The sequence below is a fragment of the Leptolyngbya sp. ST-U4 genome, assembly GCF_039962215.1.
GTDB lineage: Bacteria > Cyanobacteriota > Cyanobacteriia > Elainellales > Elainellaceae > Leptolyngbya_A.
In genome coordinates, this window is sequence record NZ_JAMPKZ010000002.1 from 194098 (window position 1) to 219635 (window position 25538).

A 25538-nucleotide genomic window follows, 5' to 3' on the forward strand; every position below is an offset into this window, starting at 1 on the left:
AGGATTTTCATTCCTAAGTTAGTGCAAGCGAAAACCACAGCATAGAAAAGAAGCCGTCTTTTACTCCGGTCTTAACTGCCTGCGCTTGTTACTTAAATCGGTATGACGTAAAATCGATTGCTTCACAGTTCCCGGAAGGGGGATTCGCCTTATGAAAGAACTTGATCTCCAGGCTGCCACTAACACCCTCAATGCCATTCTCGAAGCCGAATTAGCAGGCGTGGTTCGCTATACGCACTATTCGCTGATGGTTACTGGACCGAATCGAATCCCGATCGTCGCATTTCTGAAAGCTCAGGCAAGCGAATCGCTGCTTCATGCTCAGCAGGCAGGTGAAATTATTACGGGATTAAACGGACATCCCAGTTTGAAAATTGCGCCGATCGAAGAAACCTATAAACACGAAATTTACGATATTTTGTTGGAAAGTGTGAATCACGAAAAAGCAGCTCTTGCACTTTACAAACAGCTTTTAGAAGTTGTGGAAGATGCCAGCATTTATCTTGAAGAATTTGCCCGCACGATGATTGGTCAGGAAGAAGCACACGGTATGGAATTAGGCAAAATGCTGCGCGATTTTCGTCCGTCATAGAGGGACAATCCCTAGACATCGAGCGGCACAATTTCCGCCTCAGCCAATGTGCCTGTAATTTGAAGCTGGGCGATCGTCACAGGTAGCTTGAACCTACGGGGTCCGGCACTGCCTGGATTAAGAAACAGGACTCCGTTCAAATCTTGAATGCTGGGCTTGTGAGAATGGCCGCTAATCACAATTTGCACCCCCGTCGTGATGGGGTTGAAGTCGAGTTCAGTTGCAATGTGCAGCAAATGAACAGACAGCCCTTCGATCGCGATTGTTTCCCGTTCGGGAATGGCGTTTGCCCACGCTCCTTTATCATTGTTGCCGCGCACAGCGATCACGGGGGCGATCGTTTTCAATTCCTCCAGCACTTCGGGCTTGCCAATATCTCCGGCATGAAGGATTAGCTCAGAATTTGCCAGGGCAGCGATCGCCTCAGGACGAACTAAACCGTGAGTGTCAGAAATAACGCCAACTTTCATGTTGTCTCATACTCATGGGATAACAAATGAATAACAAAAATTTTCACGTTTTCTCCCATCCGTTTTTTCCATTTATTCTTTTTTCGTTCATCATAGTGATAATTTCTGATGGTCAACATCATTCTTGAGACTGTTGCATCAACGTGAACTCCCTAGAAATGAAACCGATCGCTTCAGAAATTGATAAGGTCGTATCATTCAACCCGAACGCGTTGCAGGTAGAACACGTAGTTTTTGGGGAAAAGATGCGGAAATAGAACGCGGAATAAATTGGAAAATAGCAATAAAGAGCCGATAGATAGCCTAAAGAATGCTATAGCTCAGTTGAAACTACATTTCAAGGATTATCCTGTTTAAGAAATAACAGAAATCTTTTAAGCTTTTTGACGCACTTATCGCAGTTACTTTTCCTAATTAGAGCATCACTCTTGAGATGGTTGTGCGAGCAGGAGCAAGATGCTTTAGTTATCACTTCATGCTATTGGGAAACCATTTCATAAACAGTTTTTAGAATCTGTACCTTTATTTACAGAAATTTGAATAAGCATCTTGAATTAAATTACAAGCTAATGAAAAGTGAAACGTGATTCAAGCTCCGCACACCCTGATTACAAACCGCCTTATCCTCCGTCGTCTGCTGCTCAGCGATGCTGAAGCGGTCTTTGAGTATGGCAGCAATCCTGAAGTAACCCGGTATATGATCTGGCGCAACCATACCGCTATTCAAGATGCAGTTGCTTTTCTAGAACAGTGTATTTGCTCCTGGAATACAGGCAAAGAGTTTTGCTGGGCAATAACCGTTAAGCCAGAAGATCAAGCAGTTGGCACAATATCATGTCGAATTGAGCAGTCTGAGGCGGATTTTGGCTACGTGCTAAATCGGAAATACTGGGGACAGGGCTATGCAACCGAAGCGGTTCATTCTGTCATGTCTTGGTTGATGAACTTACCAGATGTCGATCGCATTTGGGCAACCTGCGATATTGATAACCGAGCATCGGCAAGGGTTTTAGAGAAAAGCAGTTTGCAATACGAGAAAACTGTACCTCGCGCGATGATACGTCCGAATCTGGCTTCGACTCCGCGAGATACGCTGGTTTTTAGCCGGGAGAGAGCAGAAGGACTTTGGTAAATTAACGGCTCATGCGCCTTATCAAACAACCTTCTGCCCTTAACTGCTAGTATTTTCGCTCCTGTGGCTGGAACATGGTAATCGTAACCGGACGATAGCGGATATCAATTCCGGCGGACGAGAAGTATGCCTGAGTATGTTTGAGGAAATCGGTGTCGTTGCGATCGACAAAATCTTCTCGTGAGTGTGCCCCCCGGCTTTCCTGGCGATTGAGGGCACTGGTGAGGATCATTTCACCCACAATCAGCAGGCTTTGGAGTTCCAGAGCTTCGATCAGTTCGGTGTTCCAGAGTTTGCCTTTGTCATCCAGATAAACTCGCTGTGCCTGCTGCCGAATCGTTTGAAGTTGGCTCAGTCCTTCCCGCATCAGGGCATCAGTGCGAAATACGCCGCAGTATTCGGTCATGCAGTCTTGGAACCTTTGCCGAATCTGGTCGATTCGATATTCTCCAGGCTGCGCTATCAGGGCTTGAATCTGCTGTTCTGCTTGCGTGATGTACTTTTTCTCATCAACTTCGGGCAGTTTGCGATCCTGCACGTAGCGGGCGATCGTTGCTCCGGTTCGACGACCGTACACCACACATTCCAGCAGCGAATTGCTGCCCAGACGGTTTGCCCCATGCACCGAAACACAGGCAGTCTCTCCCGCTGCAAAAAAGGCTTCGACTAAGCCCTCGGCACTGCTGCGAACCTGTCCCTCCGTATTAGTGGGAATGCCGCCCATCGAGTAATGCACTGTGGGACGAACCGGAATCGGTTGATTGACCGCATCCACGCCGACCAGACGATGCGCCTCTTCCCAGCAAAACGGAATCCGGCTCATGATTTTTTCTTTACCCAGGTGCCGCACATCCAGATGCACAAGGGGTCCGCCTGCGCTGCCGTCGGTGTGAATGCCGCGTCCAGCCCGAATTTCTCTGGCGATCGCCCTGGAAGTAATATCACGTGGCGCAAGCTCCATCCGGCTGGGAGCATAGTCTTCCATAAAGCGTTTCCCTTCGCTATTAACGAGATATGCGCCCTCCCCCCGGACTGCCTCTGAAATGAGAACCCCTACCGGATAAAGACCTGTCGGGTGAAACTGGACAAATTCCATATCTTCCAGCGGCAGCCCAGCGACGGCAGTCATTGCCAGTCCGTCTCCTGTGGAAGCGTAGTCGTTAGAAGTGGTGTTGTAAACGCGCCCGTAGCCGCCCGTCGCAAACATTACTGCCTTTGCTCGTACGACTGCCAGCTTGCCGTCCCGAATGCGGAACATGACTAAACCCTTTGCCTGTCCCTCTTCCAAAATCAAGCGCATCACGTACCATTCGTCGTAAATGTGAACCCCATAGCGGCGCAGGTTGTTCACCAATTCGTGCAAAATGGCGTGTCCGGTTTTGTCGGCGGCGTAGCAGGTGCGTTTGTGGGAATGTCCACCAAAAGCTCGCTGGGCAATACGTCCGTCTGACAATCGGGAAAACAGCACGCCCATGTGCTCCAGGTCGATCACCACATCAGGAGCTTCACGGGTGAGAATTTCGACTGCATCCTGATCTGCCAGATAATCAGAACCCTTCACGGTATCAAAGGCGTGTGCTTCCCAAGTGTCTTGATCGTCTACGTTTTTTAGGGTTGCTGCCATGCCGCCCTGTGCTGCGACCGAGTGCGATCGAATCGGGTGGGTTTTCGCAATGACTGCCACACTGAGACGGGGATCGGTGCGAGCAATTTCTACCGCAGCTCGCGATCCTGCCAGTCCTCCCCCGACGATCACCACATCATGTTCAATCATGTCCAGCCTTGTCTGAATGACTTCTGGATCTATCGTGGCGCAGATGACAAAGGTTTGGGGGGAAAGGTCGATACTTCTTTATGTTTTTTGGAATAGGGACATGGAGAGTAGGTGAGGGGACGAAGGATTAGAAGATGAGGGGTTAAAAGAAAAGGTAGTGCATCAGGTCAGCGGTGCGTTGGGGGGAAAGGTGAAGGCGCTGCTGGAGATCGGGGAGATTGCGGTAGGGGTGAGATTGCCGGTGTTGAACGATCGCCCTTGCCAAGGCGGTGTCGATCGGGGGCAGGCGCATAAGTTCCTCTAAGGTAGCGGTATTGGCGTTGAGGCGAGGAAGGGCATCAGGACGATCGGGGGCGTAATAGCAAAATTGCAGCACAGGTTCCAGAGGGCGGAGGCGGGAAAGGGGGACGTTGAGAGCTGCGGCAATGTCTTCCAGACAGTGAAACGCAACGCCGGATTGGGTCAGGGCAACGAGCGATCGAGCCTGATGAATCGAGAGTCCGGGCAGGCGCAGCCAGTCGTCTACCGAGGCTTGATTCACGTCGATCCGAATCCCTAGAGCGGCAGCCAGACGCACTTCTTCAAGGGACTGCATTCGGTAGTAGGGATCGTTGAGCAGGCGCGATCGAAGGGGGTGCAGCGCGTTTTGCAGCGGCTTGCCCTGCGTCATACCATTGAGCCAGTCTGAAAGTCCCATTGCTTGCTTTCCTCTGAATCTTCTGAATCTTCAGATTTAAGATGATTGCCTGAGGCAGTATCCAGGCACGATCGCCCCGAAAGGGGAGCTACTTGGCATCGAGCAACTGTCGCCGCTTTTGTTCAAATTCGTATTCTGAAATCAGTCCTTCTTGCCGTAGGGTGTCCAGCTCTCTTAGCGCATCACCAAATGCCGTGACCTGCTGTGGATGAATTGCGGCTGGGTTAGAAGGGCGATCGAAGCGGGGGGAGGGCAGGGAAAGCGATAAACTCGATTCCGCATGTTCCCCATGAAACAGATACCAAACTGCCTCGATCACACTGGCAATACGGGGAATCGGATTCCAGGGATTGACCAGTGATAGGGTGAAATAAAGACAGCCCCAGCCCGGTTGTCCCAGGTAGAACTTATGCCAGCCAGAGATGGGAGAGACGGCTCCAGCCAGTGCCAGCAAGGCAGCAACGCGACGGTCTTTCGGTTTTTTCAGCATGGAGCAAACTCGCCTTTAAGTTAAGTCTTCCAGAAAATACTGCAAGTTCATCAAAAGTTTCGATCGCGTCACAAGAATTGCCATTCTATAACGCTTAGCGGAGACAAAATAAACATCCGAATCGATCGTCCATTCCTCCGTATTCTTCAGCCTACTTGACAGAGTTATCCCTGGAAATGCACACCGATCAAGCCTTTAGGCAGATTTGCATTCTAAAGATACAGTAAATTTCTGGATCAGGCGTGTCATGCAGGAATAAAGAGTTGTAGACTACGCAAAGATACGGAAATACCAAGCAAAGTTCACTCAGTGGTTCCACCCACTAAGTCTACCCAGTAAGTGGTCTATCCAATGAGTGTCTACCCGGTAAATCCGCTCGGTAAATACGCTTGGTTACTATGCTGCTCAGGAGGAGTGCTTGTCTAAAATGATGGTCTGAAACAATGATGGTCTAAAGCATCGTCTGTAAAAAACTAATTTATTGCTGAATTAGCAATTTACCTTGTGTGCTGAAAGTTCTTACAGCAAATATTTACAGCAAGCGTAATTTGCAAGGGTAATCTACAAAATCTTAAAATTCATTTTAAACCTGCATTTGCGAGGGCAGCCTGAGCCGTGAAGCCTAGCCTGTAGTGTGTGAATTAGGGTCATCGAAAAAGCAAAGTCGAGAAGTTAAATTGTGAAACTGCCGATTTACATCCTTTTCTGAAGCATAATTGCCTTAATTGCTTCTCACCAGGCGTATTCAGTCATTACGGTCGCGCATCTAAAAAACATTTGCTGACTTTGCCTCCGGTATCCCCACTGCATCAGTGTTGCTTGACTTGACCATGTCTTTTGCCGAATTTGGGGTGGTTTGATCACACGGCTTAAAGCTTCACTCAAGCTGTTCTTCTAGCGTCGTTTCTGATTTGAGCCTTTAAAGGGTCTTCTGCATCTACTGGATTAGCTGGGTGACTGTTGCGAGTCTGTTCAGCTCCTTGATTTGGATATGCTTCCAGCACGACGGCTGTTCGATCGTCGGCAGGTGAGCGAAACAGGAGTCAGACTTACTTAATAGCAATCAGTTCATCAATTTTTCCTAATCCATTTTTGGAATTTCTACTGCTTCTTCCATTTATTGCATCTCAACTATCCGAGAATCGATTCCATGTCGCAGACTTCTTTCTCCCCTGACTGGCTGACGCAGTTTTCAGATCCCTATGCGGTTCTGGGTCTGTCCGTGACTTCAGACGATCGCCGAGTTTTGAAGCGATATCGCACCATCGCAAAATTGCTTCATCCCGATAGCTATACTCAGTCGGTCAGCGATCGAAACTTTGCGACTCAACTGCTAGCTCGTCTGGTTAACCCTGCCTATCAGCAGCTCAAGCAGGAGAAAGGCAGAGCCGATATGGTGGCAACCCTGCGCTTCCGGGTACGCCGTATTAATAAAGACGAACCACTCTTGCCCCAGACGGAAGTGGGACAACGCCTGATCAAAACGCCCGTGCCCCAGGTTGATGTCTTTTATGAGCAGGCAGTCACCCGGTTGTCTGAATCGCAATTTCTACCGCTCAGTGATTTTGAGTCTGTGACCCAACAGCTCACTGAGCTAAATCTCATCTATCTGTATCTCAAAATGGGCGAACTCCTGATTCTCGAAAAACGGACTGGAATTATTTCCGCGCCGATCGAGCGTCCGACCAAGGCGGCTCTTAAAGAAGAAATAAACGCAACCGAAGATAACTACGCTCAGCGACACTACCAGCGAGCGCGGGAGTACGGCAGAAAGGAAAACTGGTCTCAGACAGTGGCAGAACTGCGGGATGCGATCCGGCTGGAGCCAAACCGAGCTGAATTTCATTCGCTGCTGGGGAAAGCATACCTGATGCAAAACCTGGCAGGCATGGCGAAAGTTCACTTCCGGCAAGCCCTCAAGTTTAATCCACAAGACCCCCTGGCAGTGTACTACGCTGAAAAGCTGAAAATTTCCCTAGAGACCCCAACTGCAAATAGCTCAGCAAAGCCAGCGAATAGAGGGCTCTTTAGCCTCTTCGGACGGAAACGCTAGAGCAATTCTCTCTTAGACAGTTCTTTCGGGCAGTCCTTTTAGACAGTCCTTTCAGACAGTCTTTGCCCCATGCAGTACAATTTTGAAGATCCGCTTGGGGAAACTGAGTATGACGACAGGGTGGACGCGCCGCCACATTATTTCCCTGGCTGACTTTCAACCGTCTGAGTACGATGTGGTGCTACAAACGGCTGCCAGCTTTCAGGAAGTGCTGTCTCGACGCACCAAAAAAGTGCCTGCTCTTCAGGGACAGGTGGTTGCCAATCTGTTTTTTGAATCCTCAACCCGCACCCGCAGCAGCTTTGAACTCGCGGCAAAGCGACTGTCTGCTGATACGCTCAACTTTGCTCCCGGTACGTCTTCGCTAACTAAAGGCGAAACGATTCTGGATACGGCAAAAACCTACCTGGCAATGGGCGCAGACCTGATGGTAATTCGCCACAAGGAAGCAGGCGTTCCCCTGGCGATCGCGCAAGAAATGGATCGGCTGCAAACGCGAGTAGGCATTCTCAACGCTGGGGATGGGCAGCACGAGCATCCCTCTCAAGCATTGCTGGATCTGTTTACCATTTGCACGCTGATTGATCCTGAAACGCCCAAACTTTCGCTGCTGAAGGATAAGAAAATTGCGATCGTCGGCGATATCCTGCATTCACGCGTAGCGCGATCGAACCTGTGGAGCCTGACGGCAAGCGGTGCAGAAGTTCACCTGGCAGGTCCACCCACACTACTGCCCAGGCAATTTTCAGACTTTGTACAATCAGAGTCTACTCCAGCGCTGCCGCGCAAACTGATCATTCACCGATCGCTTGGCCCCGCCCTGAAAGATGCCGATTTTGTCATGACCCTGCGGCTTCAACGGGAGCGCATGACCCAGCATTTGCTGCCCAGTCTGCGGGAATATCATCAGCAGTTTGGCATCACCCTCGATCGGCTGAAGCACTGTCAGCCCGGCGTGCGCGTCCTCCATCCAGGTCCAGTGAATCGCGGTGTCGAAATTAGCTCCGAACTGATGGACGATCCGCAGTTCAGCCTGATTTCCCAACAGGTGACAAGCGGCGTTGCGGTGCGAATGGCACTGCTTTATCTGATGGCAACTGGAAAAAACGCTTCTGTTTCGGCAACGGGCTGAGCAGGTTGGACGATCGCTGTTGGAGTTTCGGTCACACTGCGGGGCGTGTAGCGTCCGAGCAAGCCGTAAGTCACGAAGCCAAAGCATTCTCTGACGACTAGAAATGCCGTTTTACGTTCGGGGAATTGCGGCGGCAGGGGGCTGGCATGGGGAATTACCTCAAAGCCTAAACTGCGGAAGGTGAGCCACGATCGCCGCAAATGGGGCAAATCTGTCACCAGCAGAATTCGGTGAATGCCTCTGGGCTGAAGCAAGGCAGCCGTGAATTGAGCATTTTCCTCGGTGGTGCGCGAGCAGGGTTCGCCGTCGATCGCTGAAGCAGGAATGCCGCCTTTTTTCAGCATAGCAGCGATTTCTAGGGCATCGCCTCTGCCGCTGGCAAAAATCAGGGGAGCGCGATGACCCACCTGGGAAAACTGCTTCACATCATTTCGCCACAGCGCTGCCGCCGTCTGAACACGCTGGGGTCTTAGCTCCCTTCCGCGCCCCAAAATCACGATCGCCTCAACGGGTTCGCCTGAATCTCCGGGAAATGCCCCGGTGAGAAACCGTTCTCCCAAATTTGCCGTAAGCGGCGATCCGAGCAGCAGATAAACCAGCAGCAGCACCGCACCCGTTCCGCTATACAGCCATTTGCGCCGAAAAATTCGCAGCAGCCAGGGCAGAATGATCCAGATCATCAGGGGCGGCAGCACCCACTGAGGATTCATCAGCAGCCTGACCAGAAGAGACGTTGAGCGAGTCCACAAGCTGACAGACTCAGCAGTACAAAGAGCCGGATCCATCATGGCGAGCGCAGTAGCACAGTTTACAAAAGTTCAATTTCTCAGAGGCTAGTGTACTCATCCCTCAGCCGATCATGCTGTGATATAGACCACCTTCGGCAGAATCGGTCAGGGGGGTTTGAGCAGGGTTCCCTGTGCTACCTCGCTCGCTGAGTTGCCCGGAAATGGGGGCTTTGAAACTTGGCAGAAAGCCCGGTTTCCCGAGGATAGAAGGCTAAGGGCAGTCCGGGTGACAATCAGGACTTTTCAAACACCCTATCAAACGCGGTGCAAAACGTCTTGTAGAAGGATTGGGAGTCGCTCGGATTTTAATGGTTAGGGCTGCAAGATTATTCCAATCCTTCTGTTTGCCGCGCAGCAATTCTCAATTCGATCGATGATTCAAAAAATCATTTACAAAGTGAAATTAAGAGAAACGACGCTTCATATTTATTAACGGTTAAAGATACAGTCCTTTATTTAGAATCAAGCCTGAATCAGAGCTGAGATGACAGGGCTATTTGCACTTTGACGGGTCGATCGCTTTACTTTTTCTAACAGTTTGCAGTGAGACGATCGACCTCAAATGCCCCCCTCGTATGCGAATCTAGAAACAGTCAACGTCGGTCAACGGAGTTTAAACAGAATGTCACAAAGTCAGAAACCTACGGTGATTATCACCGGAGCCTCTTCAGGAGTTGGGCTTTATACCGCCAAAGCAATGGCTCAGCGTGGCTGGTTCGTGGTGATGGCTTGTCGAGATTTAGCAAAAGCAGAAAATGCTGCCCAAACCGTTGGCATCCCGAAAGATAGCTATACGATTCTTCATATCGACCTTGGCTCTTTAGAAAGTGTGCGGCAGTTTGTTAAGGACTTTCGGGCAACGGGCAGAACGCTCGAAGCTTTACTATGTAATGCCGCAATCTATATGCCGCTGATCAAAGAGCCCCTGTGGAGTCCAGAAGGCTATGAGCTGAGCATGGCAACAAATCACCTGGGACATTTTCTGCTGTGCAATCTGATGTTAGACGACCTGAAGCAGTCCCCCGCGTCCGATAAGCGACTGGTCATTTTAGGCACGGTGACGCACAACCCAGATGAACTGGGCGGCAAGATTCCTCCGCGTCCCGACCTGGGCAATTTTGAAGGATTTGAAGCCGGATTCAAAGATCCGATCACGATGGCAGATGGCAAAGCCTTTGAACCTGTCAAAGCATACAAAGACAGCAAGGTGTGCAACGTGCTGACCATGCGCGAACTGCACCGCCGTCATCATGATTCCACCGGAATTACCTTTAGCTCGCTCTATCCCGGCTGTGTGGCAGATACGCCGCTGTTCCGCAACCACTACAAGCTGTTCCAGAAAATCTTCCCGCTGTTCCAAAAATACGTCACGGGCGGCTATGTATCGCAGGAGCTGTCCGGTGAACGGGTGGCAATGGTGCTGGCAGACCCGGCATACCGTCAGTCGGGCGCGTATTGGAGCTGGGGCAACCGCCAGAAGAAAGACGGCAAATCATTTATTCGTCAGGTTTCGCCGCAGGCACGCGATGACGAAAAAGCCGAGCGGATGTGGATTCTGAGCGAGAAGCTAGTCGGGCTGGCATAAGGAAAACAAAAGATAAATAACGTGGCTTGGTTGCATTAGCGATCGTTTCTTATGATTTTTTCATGTTGAGAAGCGAGGCTGCTAAGGCGATCGAGCCAATTTTAGTTTTTTCCGGTTCTGCTGATAAGGTCAACGGTGAACGGGAGAGATGCAGTGACTAACTTGAGGGAACCACTATTTCAGATACTCAACGATCGGGTTCAGGATCGGGGCATTGCCGGGATTGCCGTTGCCCTGAAGCCAGGCGCAAAGCCTGAATCAGTTTGGCTGCCAGCTTCGATCCCAGATGAGCCTACTTTCCTGGCATACAGCATTACCAAAACCTTTACGGCGGCTCTATTGCTTCTGCTGCAGGAGGAAGGACGGCTATCGCTCGAAGACCCTCTGGTGCGGTGGTTTCCCAACATTGCTCAAGCCGATTGCATTTCTCTGCGCCAACTGCTCAACCATACTGCCGGAATTCCAGACTACGGTTCTTTGCAGGCTTACCACGAGGCAGTACGCACTTCTCCATCCGTGCCCTGGTCGTTTGACCAGTTTGCAGCCGCCACCTATGAGCAGGGGCTATTGTTTGCGCCAGGAACAGGCTGGGCGTACTCGAACCCCGGCTATCTGCTCTTAAAACGCATTGCCGAAGCCGCAACGGGTATTTCCTTTCGCAATCTCATCTTCAATCACATTGTTCGCCCCCTGGGGTTACGTCAAACGTTTGTACCAGAATCGATCGCGGAACTTACCTCCCTTGCGCCAGCCTTCTCTCGCGCCCTGGCTGCCGATAGAACAGCTCGTGATGTTCGCCACTTCTATCATCCTGGCTGGGTATCTCACGGTGTGATCGCATCAACTCCTGCTGAGATTGTGCTGTTTTTGAATGCTGTGTTTGGCGATCGTCTTCTTCCAGGACATTGCGTTGAAGAAATGGCAATCCTTACACCCGTTCCGATGCCAGATACCAGCAATTCACCTCAGGCAGAGTCTCCGCGCTGGGTCAAGCCAAGCTATGGACTGGGCCTTATGGGAGATCCAGCATCAAGATGGGGCTTAGTGTTAGGTCATAACGGCGGTGGACCCGGTTATAACACCAGCGCATTTCACGCTCCTGAACTGGGAGGGGTATCGGTCTGTGCAATGTGTGCAGTGGAACAGAGCATTCAAGCTGAGGAGCTTGTTTTCGCGGTACTGGATTGGATTGCATCCTGAAGCACCAAATGAAGCAGCAGACCTCCGGCTCCGGCTTTTCTGCTTTTTTGCTTGCCTCGAATAAAACTGATATTGAGGTAAGGTAAAGTCTTATGAACAAAAGTACATACTCTTTAGTAGAATAGCGACATACAAAGGTAAGTATTTTTGCTCATTACCATGACAGCCGATCATTTTCCCTGGCTAACTGCGATCGTCCTGCTCCCCCTCGTAGCTTCCCTCCTCATCCCCGTGCTGCCCGACAAAAACGGCAAGCAGTTGCGGTGGTATGCCCTGGGCGTAGGTCTCGCAGATTTTGCTTTAACGTGTTACGCCTTCTGGAAGCATTACGATCCGAGCAGTGCAACGTTTCAACTCGCAGAAAGCTATTCCTGGGTTCCCCAGTTAGGTCTGAACTGGGCAGTTTCGGTTGATGGAATTTCTGCCCCACTGGTTCTTCTGGCTGGATTTGTAACTACGCTGTCGATCTTTGCCGCTTGGCAGGTCGATCGCAAGCCAAGACTCTTCTACTTCCTGCTCCTGGTGCTGTACTCCGCACAGATTGGCGTGTTCGTGGCTCAAGATATCCTGCTGCTGTTCATCATGTGGGAGATTGAGCTGGTTCCCGTCTATCTGCTGGTTTCGATCTGGGGCGGGCAAAGACGACGCTATGCGGCAACGAAATTCCTCCTTTACACGGCAGCCGCTTCAATTTTCATCCTGGTTGCGGGTTTGGCAATGGGTCTGTATGGCGGCACAGACATTACCTTCAACATGGCGGAGCTGGGTCTGAAAGACTATCCGCTGACGCTGGAACTGCTGCTGTATGCAGGTTTGCTGATTGCCTTTGGTGTGAAGCTAGCGATTTTTCCCCTCCACACTTGGCTACCGGATGCTCACGGTGAGGCATCTGCTCCCGTCTCAATGATTCTGGCAGGCGTGCTGCTGAAGATGGGCGGCTATGGTTTGATTCGCCTGAATCTGGAACTGCTGCCCGAAGCGCACATTTACTTTGCCCCCATTCTGGCAGTGCTGGGCGTGGTAAACATCATCTACGGTGCGTTTAATTCGTTCGCTCAGTCCAATATGAAGCGGCGGTTAGCCTATTCCTCAATTTCGCACATGGGGTTTGTGCTGCTGGGCATTGCTTCCTTTACCGATGTCGGAATTAGCGGCGCAATGCTGCAAATGCTGTCCCACGGTTTGATTGCGGCAGCTCTGTTCTTCCTGGCAGGCGTGACCTACGATCGCACCCACACCTTGGCAATGGAGGAAATGGGCGGGATTGGTAAGGCAATGCCCAAAGTGTTTGCCCTGTTCACAGCGGCATCAATGGCATCTCTAGCCCTTCCTGGCATGAGCGGCTTTGTCAGCGAGATTTCGGTCTTTGTTGGCGTGGCAACCAGTGATGTCTACGGTTCCACTTTCCGCACCGTGACGGTGATTCTGGCGGCGATCGGACTGATTCTGACTCCGGTTTATCTGCTCTCGATGCTGCGTCAGGTCTTCTATGGTGTCACCGTTCCGCCTTCCTGTGATATTAGTGGAGCGGGTGTGGCGGCGGCGGGCACTCAAGAAGTGGTTTGCTTTGGCACGAATTGCGTTTTGCCTGCGGATGCGGTCTTTAGCGACGCGAAACCGCGTGAAGTCTTCATCGCTGCCTGCTTCCTGGTGCTGACGATTGGCATTGGCTTCTATCCCAAGCTGGCAACCCAGATGTACGACGCAAAGACTGTGGCAGTAAATGCCGGACTCAATCAGTCCTATAGCCAAATTGCTCAGCGAAATCCCCAGATCTACGCAAAAAGCTTACTTCCGAGGTTCTCGCGACCCGAAGCGGCTCCAGTTGTCGGGGTGATCGAATAGCGCGATCGCGACAAGCTATTCATCCGCGTTCAATTGCACGGTTCAATTACACGATACCTACACCGTATGCATTAACCATTCAAGGGGCGATCGACTCGCCCTTTTTCTTTTGCAAGTTTTTTGGGTGTTGCTGAATCGGAGTATGATACGCCCCCCTAGCCCCCCAACTTTGGGGGAACCAGAATTCAAAGTCCCCCAGTATTGAGGGATTTAGGGGGCGATACAGAAGCTAAATTTGCACCCTTCCTATCCCGATTCAGCAATGCCGTTTTTTGCAGATGTTCAGCTCAGTTCCGTTAAGGGACAATTTGAAACCGCTCACCACTTAAAACCTCTCACCCTAAAGGCAAGAGGCTGGGTCATACGATCGCCTGACGATTCGCCTGATAATTGGCTTACACCTAGGCGGGGGGAGCAAACAGTTCCTCGTATTCTTCAGAGAAGTTGGCTTTTACGTCTGCAAATTCGCCGGGGGTAACGGCAGCGTTAAGCACCGCAAAGACAGCTCGGCAGTAAGTAGGGGCGAGCGTCAGTTCAACGCCTGCTTTTTGAGCCACGCGCTCGTAGAATTCTCGCAGGGAAAAGTAGGTTCCGTTTTGTCCTTCGCGTCCGTACAGGTACTCACCAAGCTGTTTGGGAAGCTGGGCAGCAAGCTGGTGTGCCTCATCGCCCACAATACGGTCTGCGATCGTTTCTAACACAGCTCCAGTGGCGGTTTCGGCAGCCTCACGGGAATCGAGTTGAGCAAAGCTCTGGACATGCTTAATAAACTGGTCGTACTGCATAAATCTTGCTTCGGGTGAATTAACAAAAGTTGTGCTTATTCTAAAAAGCAAAATCTGGGTTTCCCCTCTCACAAAAGAACGTGATTCGATCGCATTTGGTCCCTCTTTTGAATCACGCTAATCGCCACCCAGTTCCACCAGTTTGCCGATGTTGAAGTCAATTCTGACCCAGCGTTTTTGACGTTGCAGCGCGTTGAGTAATAGCAGCGGGATATGCCAGTGATGCACCATGAGAAACGGCAGCGGATCGGCGGCCTGAAGAATAGCGTCTTTGCCGCGCAGCAAAGAATTGAACCACTGGATAAAATCACTGGATGAGCGAATTGCGGTCAGCCGCCAGAGTTCATGATACGTCCAATAAGTCGGCTTACTGCTAGGCAGGGGTTGAAGCGGCGCGTCTGGGAGCGGCTGTTTGCTGAGATAGGCATCGGCAACGCCAGGATGATTGTAAAACAGGGTAATTGCCGAATGGGTACGGGGATTGCATTCGATCGCATACACTGTGCCATTCTGTGCTTCGATAAAGTCGAACGAGATTTGTCCCGTGAGCTGATAGGCTTCGACAAATCGCGTCACCCACTCAAGAATTTTGGGATGATCGACCTGCTCGTAATTCACTTGAAAGGCAGACGATCGGGAACAGCAGTGAAGCTGAATTTTGCCGTTTTGCACTGTGCTGTGGGTGCAGTATTCCTGCCCCGGGATAAACTCCTGGAGAACCCAGGGATTGTCTGCTCGAATCGGCAAACCTTGAAGCTGTGCCTGAGCAGCCTGCCGGGATGCCATCGGATACTGGGTCATGTCCAACCGATGCACCGCATCATAGGCAATATTTTTGAAAATATAGCGGCTGCTGTCCGATGGAAATTCAAAATCTAGAAGCTGCTCTGGGGAGGTGATGCGGAACGTACGGGGAACGGATAACCCGATCGCATTTGCCATCTGAGAAAATTCATATTTGTCATCCAATCGACGAATCAAATCCGTATCAAACTGAAAAACTTCACAGGACGACGGCAGTGATGATTTTGCTAATGCTGTGTAATAGCTTTCATTAGCAGCAGTGACGGGAACCAAAAAGTTAACCTGCTCTTGTTTAACGATCGCGGTAAGATCCTGAAGAAATGCTTCTAGATCTGTTCGGGGTGAGGCTACGGTATAAAAGCGATCGACTGCTTTCGAGAACCGATGTCCGGTCATCCAGTATTTATCAATTTCAACCAAAATCACACGATGTCCGGCAGCATGAAAAGAACGGGCAAGCTGCAATGCTTTAGTCATTTTGCCGCCCGTAATTAAAACAGTTCTTTGATTAGATCCTGAATTAATACGAACATTCGCAGAATTTGTTTCGGAATTAGCTTGCGAATTTAACGTATGAATAATCAGTGTAATGGCAACAATAATCAAATTAACTGGAAAGACGACATACAATAATGCCAGTGTTGCTAAATTTTGCAGCTCAGCTAGAGTGCGATCGGATATTGATTGAGAATTCATCGTTTAGGAATTAGCACACCGCAGGATGGGCATAAAATATGAAAGGCGAGGCTCAAACCAAACAATGCTGGTCAGAGCCGTCGCACAGGAAGGGAAACTTGAGACTACAGGCGGCGGATCACCGTGATGCCATCTCGCAGCGGCAACAGCACTTGTTCAACTCGCGGATCGGCAGCAACGGTTTTATTGAATCGATCGATCGCCTTTGCATTTTCTGATCGATCAGCTTCTGGCAGATAAACCTGTCCCTGATACAAAGTGTTGTCCACACAGATATAGCCGTTTTGCGATAGAAGGCTGCTGTCCATCAGCTTTTGATAGTACTGAACGTACTCTTTCTTATCGGCATCAATGAACACAAAATCAAACGATTCGCCGCTTGCTGCCAGCTCGTCTATAATTTCCAGGGCTGCCCCCAGCTCGATCCGAATCTTGTCTCCGTGAGGTGACTGATCCAGCAGCGTATGGGCAAACTCTGCCACGTAGGGATCGACCTCGCAGGCAACCAGATAACCGTCGGGAGGCAGGGCCTCTGCCATTGCTAGTGCCGAGTATCCGGTAAACATGCCAATGTCGAGAATGCGGCGCGATCGCGTCATCTGCACGAACAGTTTCAGCGTTTGTCCCTCGACGTGACCCGACAGCATTTCCTGCTCTAGCTGCCGTACTGTTGCACCACTGGTATATTTTGCCTGCCACGGTTCCAGATGAGTTTTCTGGGCGATTCGGGTTAGTGCGGGCGATTCGGGCGTGGTGCAGGCTCCCAGATAAGGGTCGAGTCCGGCGATCAACATCGTGGCTTGCTGAAGATGAAGCGCGAGTTCGTCGGGAACATCTTTCACCTGGGTCAGCATTGCCATTGCAGCTTCTAAGTGGCTGGCGGCGATTCCTACAGGCGTGATCGGGCGGGGCATTTCAGCAACTACTTGATTGACAATTCCCTGGGTCATAGATTGCTCCCTACCAATGCTGGCATTTCAACAGAGGTCATCGACTCGCGATCGCCCACATAAGCATCGACGCCGGCTCCCTCACGCGGATAGGAGGCACAGAGATCTTTGTGCGCTTTGATGCAGCCATCTAGCTCGTCGCGAGTCAGATCGCTGATAAAGTAACACTCACCGATCGGACAGGGAACTGCCGCACGGAGGAGACCATCGCGGGTGAGCGTAATCGATTGGGTTGCTTGCCACATCAAATCGCTTTCCATCATTGGATGGTCGAGTGCCAGCCCTAGTCGGCTCATCAGTCCCAGGATGCGATCGCGATCGGCAGTTGAGATATAGCCTCTTTGGGCTGCCAGCGTTGCCGACAAAGCCATGTCGATATTGACCGCATGCCCGTGGAGCAGGGGCGGTTCGGGTGCAAGTTCCAAAGTTGGGCTCCAGGTGTGACCGTAGGCAATGACGCGATCGAGCATAATCTCATGCAGGTTGCAGGTTTCAAGATCCAGCATGGTTTTGATCGATTCGTAATTGACCTGATTGCCGATCTCTTGCAGCGTTGCGTCGTTATCCTGATAGCCAAAGTGCGTGTAAAGCAAATCTTCGCCGTGGCGATCGAGTAAATCGAAGACTTCTGCGTTGGCAACGACAGCAATTTTGACCAGTTCTGCCATGCCGTTGCGGATTTGATCGACGGGCAGCGTTTTGAGGAACGAAAAATCCAGGAAGATTTCCTTGGGCGCGTGGTAGGCGCCGAGGCGGTTTTTAAGTTTGCCGTGATTCACTGCCACTTTGATCGCAATTCCAGCATCGATTAAACCAATCAAGGTGGTGGGAATGCGAATATAGTTTGTGCTGCGGCGATAGGTAGAGCAGGCAAATCCGGTGACATCCAGCACTAAACCGCCGCCGATCACCAGTACAGGTTCTTTGCGTCGCAGGTTAAAACGACAAAATGCATCAATGATTGTCTCAAACGTATCGATCGTCTTATCGGGCTCCTCAATCACAACCGGAAACACTGTCAGTTCAATTCCGTAGTGCTGAAAGTAAGCTTCGAGCTGCGGCCCATAAAGACGATGAACATTGTGATCCACGATCGCTAAACAGCGTCCCAATACTTTGTAGTGAGCTGCCAGATCGGGCTTCTGGATATCAAACATTCCATCGACGAATTGAAAGCCAAAATCGATTTTTTCGTAGCCTTCAACCCGAAATCCCGTATCCGTTGTGTGCAGTTGGGCTTGTACGTTGCTCATAGTTCTTTGCTCGGTCGTTAATAAGTCTGGGAATGGTGAATCAACATGAAAAGGCGATCGTCTTCAGCCCAACGCGTGCAAACTTGCTGATCACAGGAGACATCACTGAACTGATGCAGTCTCAAACCGGAAACAGCAAATTCACAAAATCGCTGAGCGTTCTCTTAAGCAGGTCAAAACCTTGCTGTTTAGAACCTGATAACCGCGAACATCTTGTTTAGTTAGAATGATGAATTTCTGGTTAGCCTTGGGCAAGGACAGCCCAGTCTGTTGCGAGAAAGTACGAACAGATAAAGACGCGAATTCGGATCGATTTGGCGAACTCCCAGAAAATGATGTAACTAAAAATACCGTTAGCCTGAATCATTGAGGAGCATCACCCTACAACTGCAAGTAGCCTAATCAGTCTGTGGGATAGCTAAACACTGTCGAAAGTGAGAGAGCCTTTCTACCCAAAGGTAGAGAAACTCTGAAAGGTGAAAAATACGTTAAGTAGAGAAACAGAGCTAGTAAACTTCGGTGAACTGCCTTCTCTAAGGGTTAAATCAGTAAACCGCTGATTTACAGATGTCAGAGTAAAACTATCAGACTATTATCGTAAAACGATAAGAAGTTTTCTAAACAAAGCTGCGTTTCCCCAATAAAAACTAAAGGATTACAAGCAAAACTCTAATTTTTTTAATTCTCTTTGTTTAATCCTCTTTGAATCGACCATTCGAAAACGTTTTGCCTCTACGCCTCGATCGCCCGCAGCCCGCTTCGATAGATTCCCCCACCGGACTGATTGTGGAGCTGCATACTAAGCAAGTGAGTTTGAGCGTGTACAGTGTTAATAAATCGTAAAATTTGTCCTTTGCCCTTACCTACTCCCGATGCGCTTTCCCTTCACCGTTCGCTTTTTGATGGCGACGATCGCTCCCCTAGCAGCTCTCGGTTTATTAACGGGCTGCAATATTTCCCAGCGGGCAGACGCTCAATCCCAGGCTTCTCAATCTCGTCCGGCAAATGCCCCGACTTCGGTTGAAACTGCGGTTGCCGAGACAGGTTCGCTGCAAGATGCGATCGCCTACACGGGTACAACCCAACCTGCCAAAGAAGTCGCACTGCGATCGCAGGCAGAGGGACGACTGCTAGATCTGGCAGTGAATGTGGGAGATGCGGTCGGACGCGGACAGACGATCGGGCAGGTAGACGATCGCTTGCTGGTGGCACAGGTGAATCAAGAGCGGGCAAATCTGGCAGCCCTTCAGTCGGAGGTCGCCCAGGCGCAGGCAGAAGTCAGCGATGCCCGAACGCAGGTTGAACAGGCACGAATCGAGCTTCAGCAGGCCCAGGCAGACGCCAATCGGCTTGAATTGCTTGCTCGGGACGGAGCCATTACTGCTCAGGCAGCAGAACAGGCACGAACCCAGGCAAACACGGCACAGCAAGCATTGCGATCGGCCCAGGAGCAGGTGAGAACTCAGCTTCGGGCAGTGGAAGCGGCTCAGGGTAGGGTTGCGGCACAGCGAGCCACGTTAGCCGAAGTGCAAGCCCGCCAAAATTACTCGGTGCTGACAGCTCCGATTAGTGGAACTGTTGTGCAGCGGACAGTTGAACCGGGAGATTTGGTACAGCCGGGGGGTGAAGTGGTGCGGCTGGGCGATTTTAGCCAGGTCAAAGTGGTGGTGCAGGTGTCGGAGCTAAAGCGAGGTCGGCTGCGGGTGGGGCAAACGGCAAATGTGCGGCTGGATGCTTTTCCCAATCAGCAGTTTCGGGGGGAAGTGATTCGCATTTCGCCGGCAGCAGATCCGACGGCGCGACAAATTCCGGTCGAGATCGTGATTCCTAATCCTAATGGGGCGATCGGCAGTGGATTTTTGGCGCGGGTGCAGTTTCCCACAGGTGACAACAGTGGCGTGATCATTCCTGAAAGTGCGCTGAGCGTGAGCGGAGAAAGCGATGCAGCGCAGGCAGCAGCCGGATCGAAAGTGACCTTATTTGTGGTGCAGGGCGAAGGACAGGACGCAACAACCGTAGCGCGATCGATTGAAATTGGCAGCCGGGAAAACGGTAAGGTTGAAGTGCGATCGGGTTTAAAGCCGGGTGAAGCCTTTGTGGTGCGGAGCAGCCAGCCGCTTAAGGAAGGGCAGCCCGTGCAGTTCAGTATTTTGTCAGAAAGGGGACAGTCGCAATGACCCAGGATGGACGATCGCCAAATTTCCAGCCTTCGCGGAAAGCCTTTAGCATCAGTTCGGTTTCAATCCGGCAACATGTTGGCACCCTGATGCTGACGCTAATGGTAATTGTGCTGGGCGTGTTTTTCCTGGTGCGGCTCCCGGTTGATTTGCTGCCGTCGATCACTTATCCCCGGGTGTCAGTGCGCGTGCAGGCTCCGGGCATTTCGCCGCAGGTGGCAGTGGATGAAATTACCCGCCCGCTGGAGCAGGCTCTTTCGGCAACCGATGGCGTGGAGCAGGTTGTTTCTCAAACGCGAGAAGGGCAGGTCAGCGTGGACCTGTACTTTCAGCCGGGAGGAAACATTGACCAGGCTTTAAATGATGCGACTGCTGCTGTCAACCGGGCAAGAGGGGATTTACCCGATACGGCGGAGCAGCCAGAGTTATCTAAGTTTGACCCGTCTCAGTCGCCGGTTTACGAGTTTGCCCTTACGTCCCAAACGCTTCAGGGGGTTGATTTGCGCGTCTTCGCTGATGAAGAACTGGCGCGAGAACTCACGGTTGTTCCGGGCATTGCCAGCATTGATGTAGCAGGCGGACTTCAAGAAGAAGTGCAAATCAATCTGGATCTCGATCGCCTACAAGCGTTAGGAGTCGGTCTCAACGATGTGCTGACGACTCTGGAAGACCGTAACCAGGACACCTCCGGCGGACGCATTTCCGGCGGCAACACCGAATCCCTGACGCGAACGATCGGACGTTTTCGCACGGCAGATGAAATTCGCAATTTGTCGTTTGATGTGAATCGTCCAGCATCTCAATCCGGTTCACAAAACGCTTCACAGGGAAATTCACAAATCAGCTCACAAACCTTTCCTCAAACTGTCTCTCAGCGTGTCTATCTACGTGACTTTGCTCAGGTCAACGACAGCACAGAAGACCAACGCGTTTTTGTCACCCTTAATGGAGAACCTGCGGTTAAAGTCAGTGTTCAGAAGCAGCCGGATGCAAACACCATTACCGTGGTCGATGGCCTCAAACAAAAGATTGAATCGCTGCGATCGTCTGGTGTAATTCCTCAGGATTTGCAGATTACAACAACGCTAGACGAGTCTCGCTTTATTCGCAACTCGATTTCTAACGTGACCTCTTCCGGTCTGAGTGGGGCAGCATTAGCGGGAGTTGCCGTGCTGCTGTTCTTGGGGTCGCTGCGGCAAACGTTGATCATCGTGCTAGCGATTCCTTTGGCGTCGCTGGTAGCCATTATGCTGATGGGAGTGTTTGGCTTGTCCATGAACGTGTTCAGTCTGGGAGGGCTGGCGTTGGGCGTGGGAATGGTGGTTGACAACTCAGTCGTAATGTTGGAAACCATTGTCAAAGGGGTTAGTACGTCTCGCAACAGCGGAGATTCCCACGGAGAGGAGAATGGCAACGGACATCACCCTGCCCCTTCCAAGCAGTCCCGTGCCCAGATTATTGATGAAGCAGAGCGCACCAGTCAGCAGCTTGAGTCAGCTCTGCTGGCTGCCACCACCACAAACCTTGTTTCCGTGATTCCGTTTCTGCTTATTGGCGGCTTTATTTCGCTGCTATTTAATGAGCTGATTCTAACCGTGAGCTTTGCAGTGGCGGCTTCGCTGGTCGTGGCGTTGACGGTCGTGCCGATGCTTACCTCTCGCCTGCTGGCGGTGCGGTGGTCGAGTCGGGTGGGCGACTTCTGGCTGCTGCGAAATTTTCGGCGGCGGATTGAGGATGCAACGGTGCTCTACGGTCGCTTTCTGGGGCGGGTGCTTCAGCATCGCGTGGTCGCGATCGTCCTTGTTGTTCTCTTACTCGGCGGTGGTAGCGTGCTTATGGCAAGGGGAATTCCACAGGAAATCTTGCCGCGCATCAATACTGGACAGGCAAGACTCATTGCTCAGTTTCCGCCGGGAACACCTCTAGAAGACAACCGCAAGGTCATGGAGGCAGTGAACGAGCTGATGCAGCAACAGCCGGAGACGCAATTTGTGTTTACCACTTCGGGCGGTTTCCTCTTTGGCAGCAACACAAGCGAGAACCCTTTGCGCGGCTCCAGCAGTATTACGTTGAAACCGGGAACTGATATTGAGGCATTTGTCGATCGCATGAACGGCGAACTCCGAAAGCTCAATCTGGTCGATACGCGGCTAAGGCTATCCCCAGACTCAGTGCGGGGTCTGGTACTGAACAACTCTCCGGTGCGCGGCGGCGATATTGACTTGGCATTGCAGGGAGACAATGAACAAACGCTCAGGCAGGCAGGGGCGCAAATTCTAGCTGCCCTGGATCAGCAAGCAAAACTAGCTCGCTATCGCCCGGATGCTGACCCACCTCAACCAGAAGTGCAGATTCGCCCAGATTGGGAAAGAGCTGCTGCTCTGGGGCTTTCGGCACGGGATATCGGTGAAACCATTCAGACGGCGATTGAAGGCAGCATTCCCACGCAGCTTCAGCGGGGCGAACGGTTGGTTGATGTGCGGGTGCAGATCCCATCTGATGCAATCCAGCGACCAGAAGCACTGCGGGGCATTCCTTTATTTACAGAAGACAATCGCCTCGTACGTCTGGAAGAAGTGGCAACGATCGAGTCCGGGCAAGCTCCGGGACAGATTCAGCGCATCAATCAGCGGCAGGTGTTTCTCATTGCCGGAAACCTTTCGGAAGGGGCAAGCCTGGGTGATGCCATTGCTGAGAAAGATGCAATTATCGGTCAGCTTCAGTTGCCGGAAGGCGTGTCGTTCCTGCCCAGTGCCAGTGCGGAAACATCAAAGCAAATTCAGGACGCGGTAATTCTATTAGGTGGACTAGCTTCTTTCCTCGTGTTTACTGTGATGGCAGTGCAGTACAATTCGCTGATCGATCCGCTGGTGATCATGCTCTCGGTTCCGCTGGCTCTGGCGGGCGGTATCCTGGGCTTGTTTTTAACGAATACGGCGATCGGCGCGACGGTAGCTGTGGGAGCCGTACTGCTGGTGGGAATTGTGGTGAACAGCGCAATCATTATGCTCGACCTAGCGAACCAGATCCGCGCTGAGGAGGGAGCTGACCCCTATACGGCAATCCTGCGGGCTGCACCAGAGCGTCTTCAGCCGATTCTGATGACCACCATTACCACCGTCATCGGGATGTTTCCCTTGGCATTGGGCATTGGCGAAGGCTCAGAATTCTTGCAGCCATTAGGCGTCGTCGTGTTCGCCGGACTCACCGTTGCCACTCTGCCCACGCTAATCATCATTCCCTGCTTCTACACCCTGTTCCACGATATTCGCTGGCGAACCTGGCGTAAACGGCGATCGATTCAGGCACTCCAGGGCGTTTCGGAACCAATCTCTCAGCGGTAATTTCCTACTCCGTTGGGACAAGCTGCTCAAGAAGCCGCCTAACAGTTAGCACTCGAATTGGGGAGGCAGCGAAACGTAAATCGCGCGTCACGATTGCATCCAATCTTCGGTCGAATGCACAGGCAATTTGCACAGCATCCTCAAAATCTGGGATTTCAAATTCCAGAGCATGTCGCAGAACAGCACGATTAACTGGACAAATTCTCATTACTGCCAATATTGTTCTAACCGCTTGTCTTGCTCGCTCAATGCTTTGAGTATGGCGCCTTGCAATGTAGAAAATATTGGTCAAAGTAGTCGCTGTCGCATAGCCAATCGCCAGTCCTGATTCAATTGCCTGAAACAAAGCGGCTGCATCCTCCAAAAACGGCTCCCTTTCAAGCAGAAAATCCAGAATGATGTTTGTATCTACCAAAATTTTCATTGCAAGTATTTTTCTATCCGTCGTTCCTCTAGCAGCTTTTGAACTTCAGCATCAGTAGGAGTTGGCTGGTCGGTTTTTAAGAGTCCGCCCATCTGGCGAATTGCAGCCGCCCGTCGTGCTTGACTTTTTGTTGAAGCAGTACTCCTCACAAGAGCCTCGATCGGAGCTAATGATGCCGATGAATCATTTGGATGCTCAGGCACATCCTCAAGTGACTCGGTAATGAACTGCAAGAGAGTACGCCGATCGCTCGCCGATAATTGCAGGGCAAGCTCTTGAACTTCTTGCAGGGAGATTTTTGGCAGAGACATTGTAAGACTTATTGGAAGCTCAGTATTTAGATTTTAATTCCCAGGCACAAAGACGCGAATCGCCTGGGGAATCACCTTAAACTGAGCCGGGGTTTCGGTCGTAATTTCGCCATCGGTATCGAGCGCGGTTGGAATGCGGGTGTAAATCATGAATTCTTGGCTATGCAAAATCCGAACCCCGCGTCCTGCAGCATATTGTCCGCGTGTGAGGGCAGGCAGTAGCCAGAAAATTTGCCACCAGTGCTGAAGTTCCATGCTGCACAGGTCGAGTCGCTGGTCGTTGATTGCTGCATCTGCCGCTACGGTTAAACCGCTGCCGTAATATCGCCCGTTGCACACAGTAATCTGGTAACTCTTGACGCGAATTACTTCGCCATTGCAGTGAATTTCAGCACGGAGCCGTCGCTGTTTCAAAATGAGCTTCAGGGCAGTCACCGCATAGGCAACCACGCCCCATTTGCGCTTCAGGTGTTTCTCGACCTGGCGATTAATGCTGGCACTCAGCCCTATCCCTGCCACGTTAAAAAAGTAGTGCCCATTCACCCAGCCCAGATCAATTGCCTGAATTCGACCCTGAGCGATCGTCCCACAGGCTTCCGTCAAATCCGTCGGAATTCCCAGCGTTCGCGCCAGATTATTGGCTGTGCCCAGCGGCAATACTCCCACAGGCAACTGAGTTTGCAGCAGTCCTTCGATCGCCGCATTCACGCTGCCATCTCCGCCGCCGATCACCACGCAGTCCACCTGATGCTGATATTGCCGAATCACGTCTGGAAAGCGATCGGGCGTGGCTTCAACCGGAGTCAAATCAAGATTTTGCGCTTCGAGCGATCGTTTGACCTGTGCGCTAGATGCCGCTCCGCGACGAGCGTGAGGATTAATTAGCAGCAGTGCCCGTTGTGTCACGATCGTTCTTGCCTCATTTTTCTTGCCTCATTGTTTCCGCCTCATCGCTGTTGGCTCTCAGTTAGCTCCTTTCATTATGGTTCTACTAAGATAGTTTTCATTATGGTTCTACTGAATCGTTTTCCTCAGC

The 25538-nt window shown here is 51.3% G+C and carries 22 protein-coding genes; 10 read left to right on the forward strand and 12 right to left on the reverse strand.

What is annotated here, in order from left to right; all coding sequences use genetic code 11:
• Positions 1-151 precede the first annotated feature (151 nt).
• Positions 152-592 (forward strand): ferritin-like domain-containing protein, encoded by a 441-nt coding sequence (locus NDA02_RS06390; protein WP_348254636.1) that lies wholly within the window; start codon positions 152-154, stop codon positions 590-592.
• Positions 593-603: 11 nt separating this feature from the next.
• On the opposite strand, the gene NDA02_RS06395 is transcribed toward NDA02_RS06390, so the two are convergent.
• Positions 604-1062, reverse strand: a complete 459-nt coding sequence (locus NDA02_RS06395) for a metallophosphoesterase family protein (protein WP_348254638.1) — start codon at positions 1060-1062, stop codon at positions 604-606.
• Between the two features lie 583 nt (positions 1063-1645).
• On the opposite strand from NDA02_RS06395, the gene NDA02_RS06400 reads away from it, so the two are divergent.
• Positions 1646-2194 carry a GNAT family N-acetyltransferase gene (locus NDA02_RS06400; protein WP_348254639.1) on the forward strand — a complete coding sequence of 183 codons (549 nt, stop codon included), beginning with the start codon at positions 1646-1648 and terminating at the stop codon, positions 2192-2194.
• Positions 2195-2240: 46 nt separating this feature from the next.
• Here the strand turns inward: NDA02_RS06400 and NDA02_RS06405 are convergent, their stop codons facing one another.
• The 3 genes from NDA02_RS06405 to NDA02_RS06415 form a co-directional block, all read right to left on the reverse strand.
• Positions 2241-3968, reverse strand: a complete 1728-nt coding sequence (locus NDA02_RS06405; RefSeq protein ID WP_348254641.1) for a succinate dehydrogenase/fumarate reductase flavoprotein subunit — start codon at positions 3966-3968, stop codon at positions 2241-2243.
• A 142-nt stretch (positions 3969-4110) separates the two neighbouring features.
• Positions 4111-4665: a ComEA family DNA-binding protein gene (locus NDA02_RS06410; protein WP_348254643.1), complete on the reverse strand. Its 555-nt coding sequence runs from the start codon at positions 4663-4665 to the stop codon at positions 4111-4113.
• Between the two features lie 88 nt (positions 4666-4753).
• Entirely contained in the window at positions 4754-5155 is a 402-nt protein-coding gene (locus tag NDA02_RS06415) for an SHOCT domain-containing protein (RefSeq protein ID WP_348254644.1), read from the reverse strand.
• 1150 nt (positions 5156-6305) lie between these two features.
• On the opposite strand from NDA02_RS06415, the gene NDA02_RS06420 reads away from it, so the two are divergent.
• Positions 6306-7208 (forward strand): J domain-containing protein, encoded by a 903-nt coding sequence (locus NDA02_RS06420; protein WP_190792572.1) that lies wholly within the window; start codon positions 6306-6308, stop codon positions 7206-7208.
• A gap of 109 nt (positions 7209-7317) precedes the next feature.
• Complete coding sequence (locus tag NDA02_RS06425; protein ID WP_190792571.1) at positions 7318-8340, forward strand: aspartate carbamoyltransferase catalytic subunit; 1023 nt, start codon at positions 7318-7320, stop codon at positions 8338-8340.
• Here the strand turns inward: NDA02_RS06425 and NDA02_RS06430 are convergent.
• Complete coding sequence (locus NDA02_RS06430) at positions 8292-9128, reverse strand: YdcF family protein (protein ID WP_242067401.1); 837 nt, start codon at positions 9126-9128, stop codon at positions 8292-8294. The two genes, NDA02_RS06425 and NDA02_RS06430, sit on opposite strands and share 49 nt — an antisense overlap.
• Positions 9129-9750: 622 nt before the next feature.
• On the opposite strand from NDA02_RS06430, the gene NDA02_RS06435 reads away from it, so the two are divergent.
• From NDA02_RS06435 to NDA02_RS06445, 3 genes are all read left to right on the forward strand, one after another.
• Positions 9751-10713, forward strand: a complete 963-nt coding sequence (locus NDA02_RS06435; protein ID WP_190792570.1) for a protochlorophyllide reductase — start codon at positions 9751-9753, stop codon at positions 10711-10713.
• Positions 10714-10866: 153 nt separating this feature from the next.
• Entirely contained in the window at positions 10867-11913 is a 1047-nt protein-coding gene (locus tag NDA02_RS06440; protein WP_190789761.1) for a serine hydrolase domain-containing protein, read from the forward strand.
• A 159-nt stretch (positions 11914-12072) separates the two neighbouring features.
• Positions 12073-13758 carry an NAD(P)H-quinone oxidoreductase subunit 4 gene (locus NDA02_RS06445; RefSeq protein ID WP_348246351.1) on the forward strand — a complete coding sequence of 562 codons (1686 nt, stop codon included), beginning with the start codon at positions 12073-12075 and terminating at the stop codon, positions 13756-13758.
• Positions 13759-14159: 401 nt separating this feature from the next.
• On the opposite strand, the gene NDA02_RS06450 is transcribed toward NDA02_RS06445, so the two are convergent.
• From NDA02_RS06450 to NDA02_RS06465, 4 genes are all read right to left on the reverse strand, one after another.
• Entirely contained in the window at positions 14160-14543 is a 384-nt protein-coding gene (locus NDA02_RS06450) for a DUF2267 domain-containing protein (RefSeq protein ID WP_348254646.1), read from the reverse strand.
• A gap of 117 nt (positions 14544-14660) precedes the next feature.
• Positions 14661-16043: an ATP-grasp enzyme gene (locus tag NDA02_RS06455; RefSeq protein WP_348254648.1), complete on the reverse strand. Its 1383-nt coding sequence runs from the start codon at positions 16041-16043 to the stop codon at positions 14661-14663.
• Between the two features lie 104 nt (positions 16044-16147).
• On the reverse strand, positions 16148-16993 hold the full coding sequence (locus tag NDA02_RS06460) for a class I SAM-dependent methyltransferase (protein WP_348254649.1): 846 nt from the start codon (positions 16991-16993) through the stop codon (positions 16148-16150).
• On the reverse strand, positions 16990-18246 hold the full coding sequence (locus NDA02_RS06465) for a sedoheptulose 7-phosphate cyclase (RefSeq protein ID WP_348254650.1): 1257 nt from the start codon (positions 18244-18246) through the stop codon (positions 16990-16992). Before NDA02_RS06465 ends, NDA02_RS06460 begins: the two co-directional genes overlap by 4 nt.
• 702 nt (positions 18247-18948) lie before the next feature.
• On the opposite strand from NDA02_RS06465, the gene NDA02_RS06470 reads away from it, so the two are divergent.
• From NDA02_RS06470 to NDA02_RS06480, 3 genes are read left to right on the forward strand one after another with little or no spacing between them, the layout of a single operon-like run.
• A complete protein-coding gene (locus NDA02_RS06470; RefSeq protein WP_348254652.1) occupies positions 18949-19089 on the forward strand; it encodes a hypothetical protein in 141 nt (46 codons plus the stop codon).
• 29 nt (positions 19090-19118) lie between these two features.
• Entirely contained in the window at positions 19119-20423 is a 1305-nt protein-coding gene (locus NDA02_RS06475) for an efflux RND transporter periplasmic adaptor subunit (protein ID WP_348254653.1), read from the forward strand.
• Positions 20420-23767 carry an efflux RND transporter permease subunit gene (locus NDA02_RS06480; RefSeq protein WP_190794451.1) on the forward strand — a complete coding sequence of 1116 codons (3348 nt, stop codon included), beginning with the start codon at positions 20420-20422 and terminating at the stop codon, positions 23765-23767. Before NDA02_RS06475 ends, NDA02_RS06480 begins: the two co-directional genes overlap by 4 nt.
• Before the next feature lie 4 nt (positions 23768-23771).
• Here the strand turns inward: NDA02_RS06480 and NDA02_RS06485 are convergent, their stop codons facing one another.
• Genes NDA02_RS06485 through NDA02_RS06495 form a run of 3 tightly spaced genes read right to left on the reverse strand, consistent with a single transcriptional unit; the run spans position 23772 to position 25408 of the window.
• Complete coding sequence (locus NDA02_RS06485) at positions 23772-24191, reverse strand: PIN domain-containing protein (RefSeq protein WP_190794452.1); 420 nt, start codon at positions 24189-24191, stop codon at positions 23772-23774.
• Positions 24188-24487, reverse strand: a complete 300-nt coding sequence (locus NDA02_RS06490; RefSeq protein ID WP_190794465.1) for a hypothetical protein — start codon at positions 24485-24487, stop codon at positions 24188-24190. Before NDA02_RS06490 ends, NDA02_RS06485 begins: the two co-directional genes overlap by 4 nt.
• Before the next feature lie 48 nt (positions 24488-24535).
• Positions 24536-25408, reverse strand: a complete 873-nt coding sequence (locus NDA02_RS06495; RefSeq protein ID WP_190794453.1) for a lipid kinase — start codon at positions 25406-25408, stop codon at positions 24536-24538.
• Positions 25409-25538: the final 130 nt, after the last annotated feature.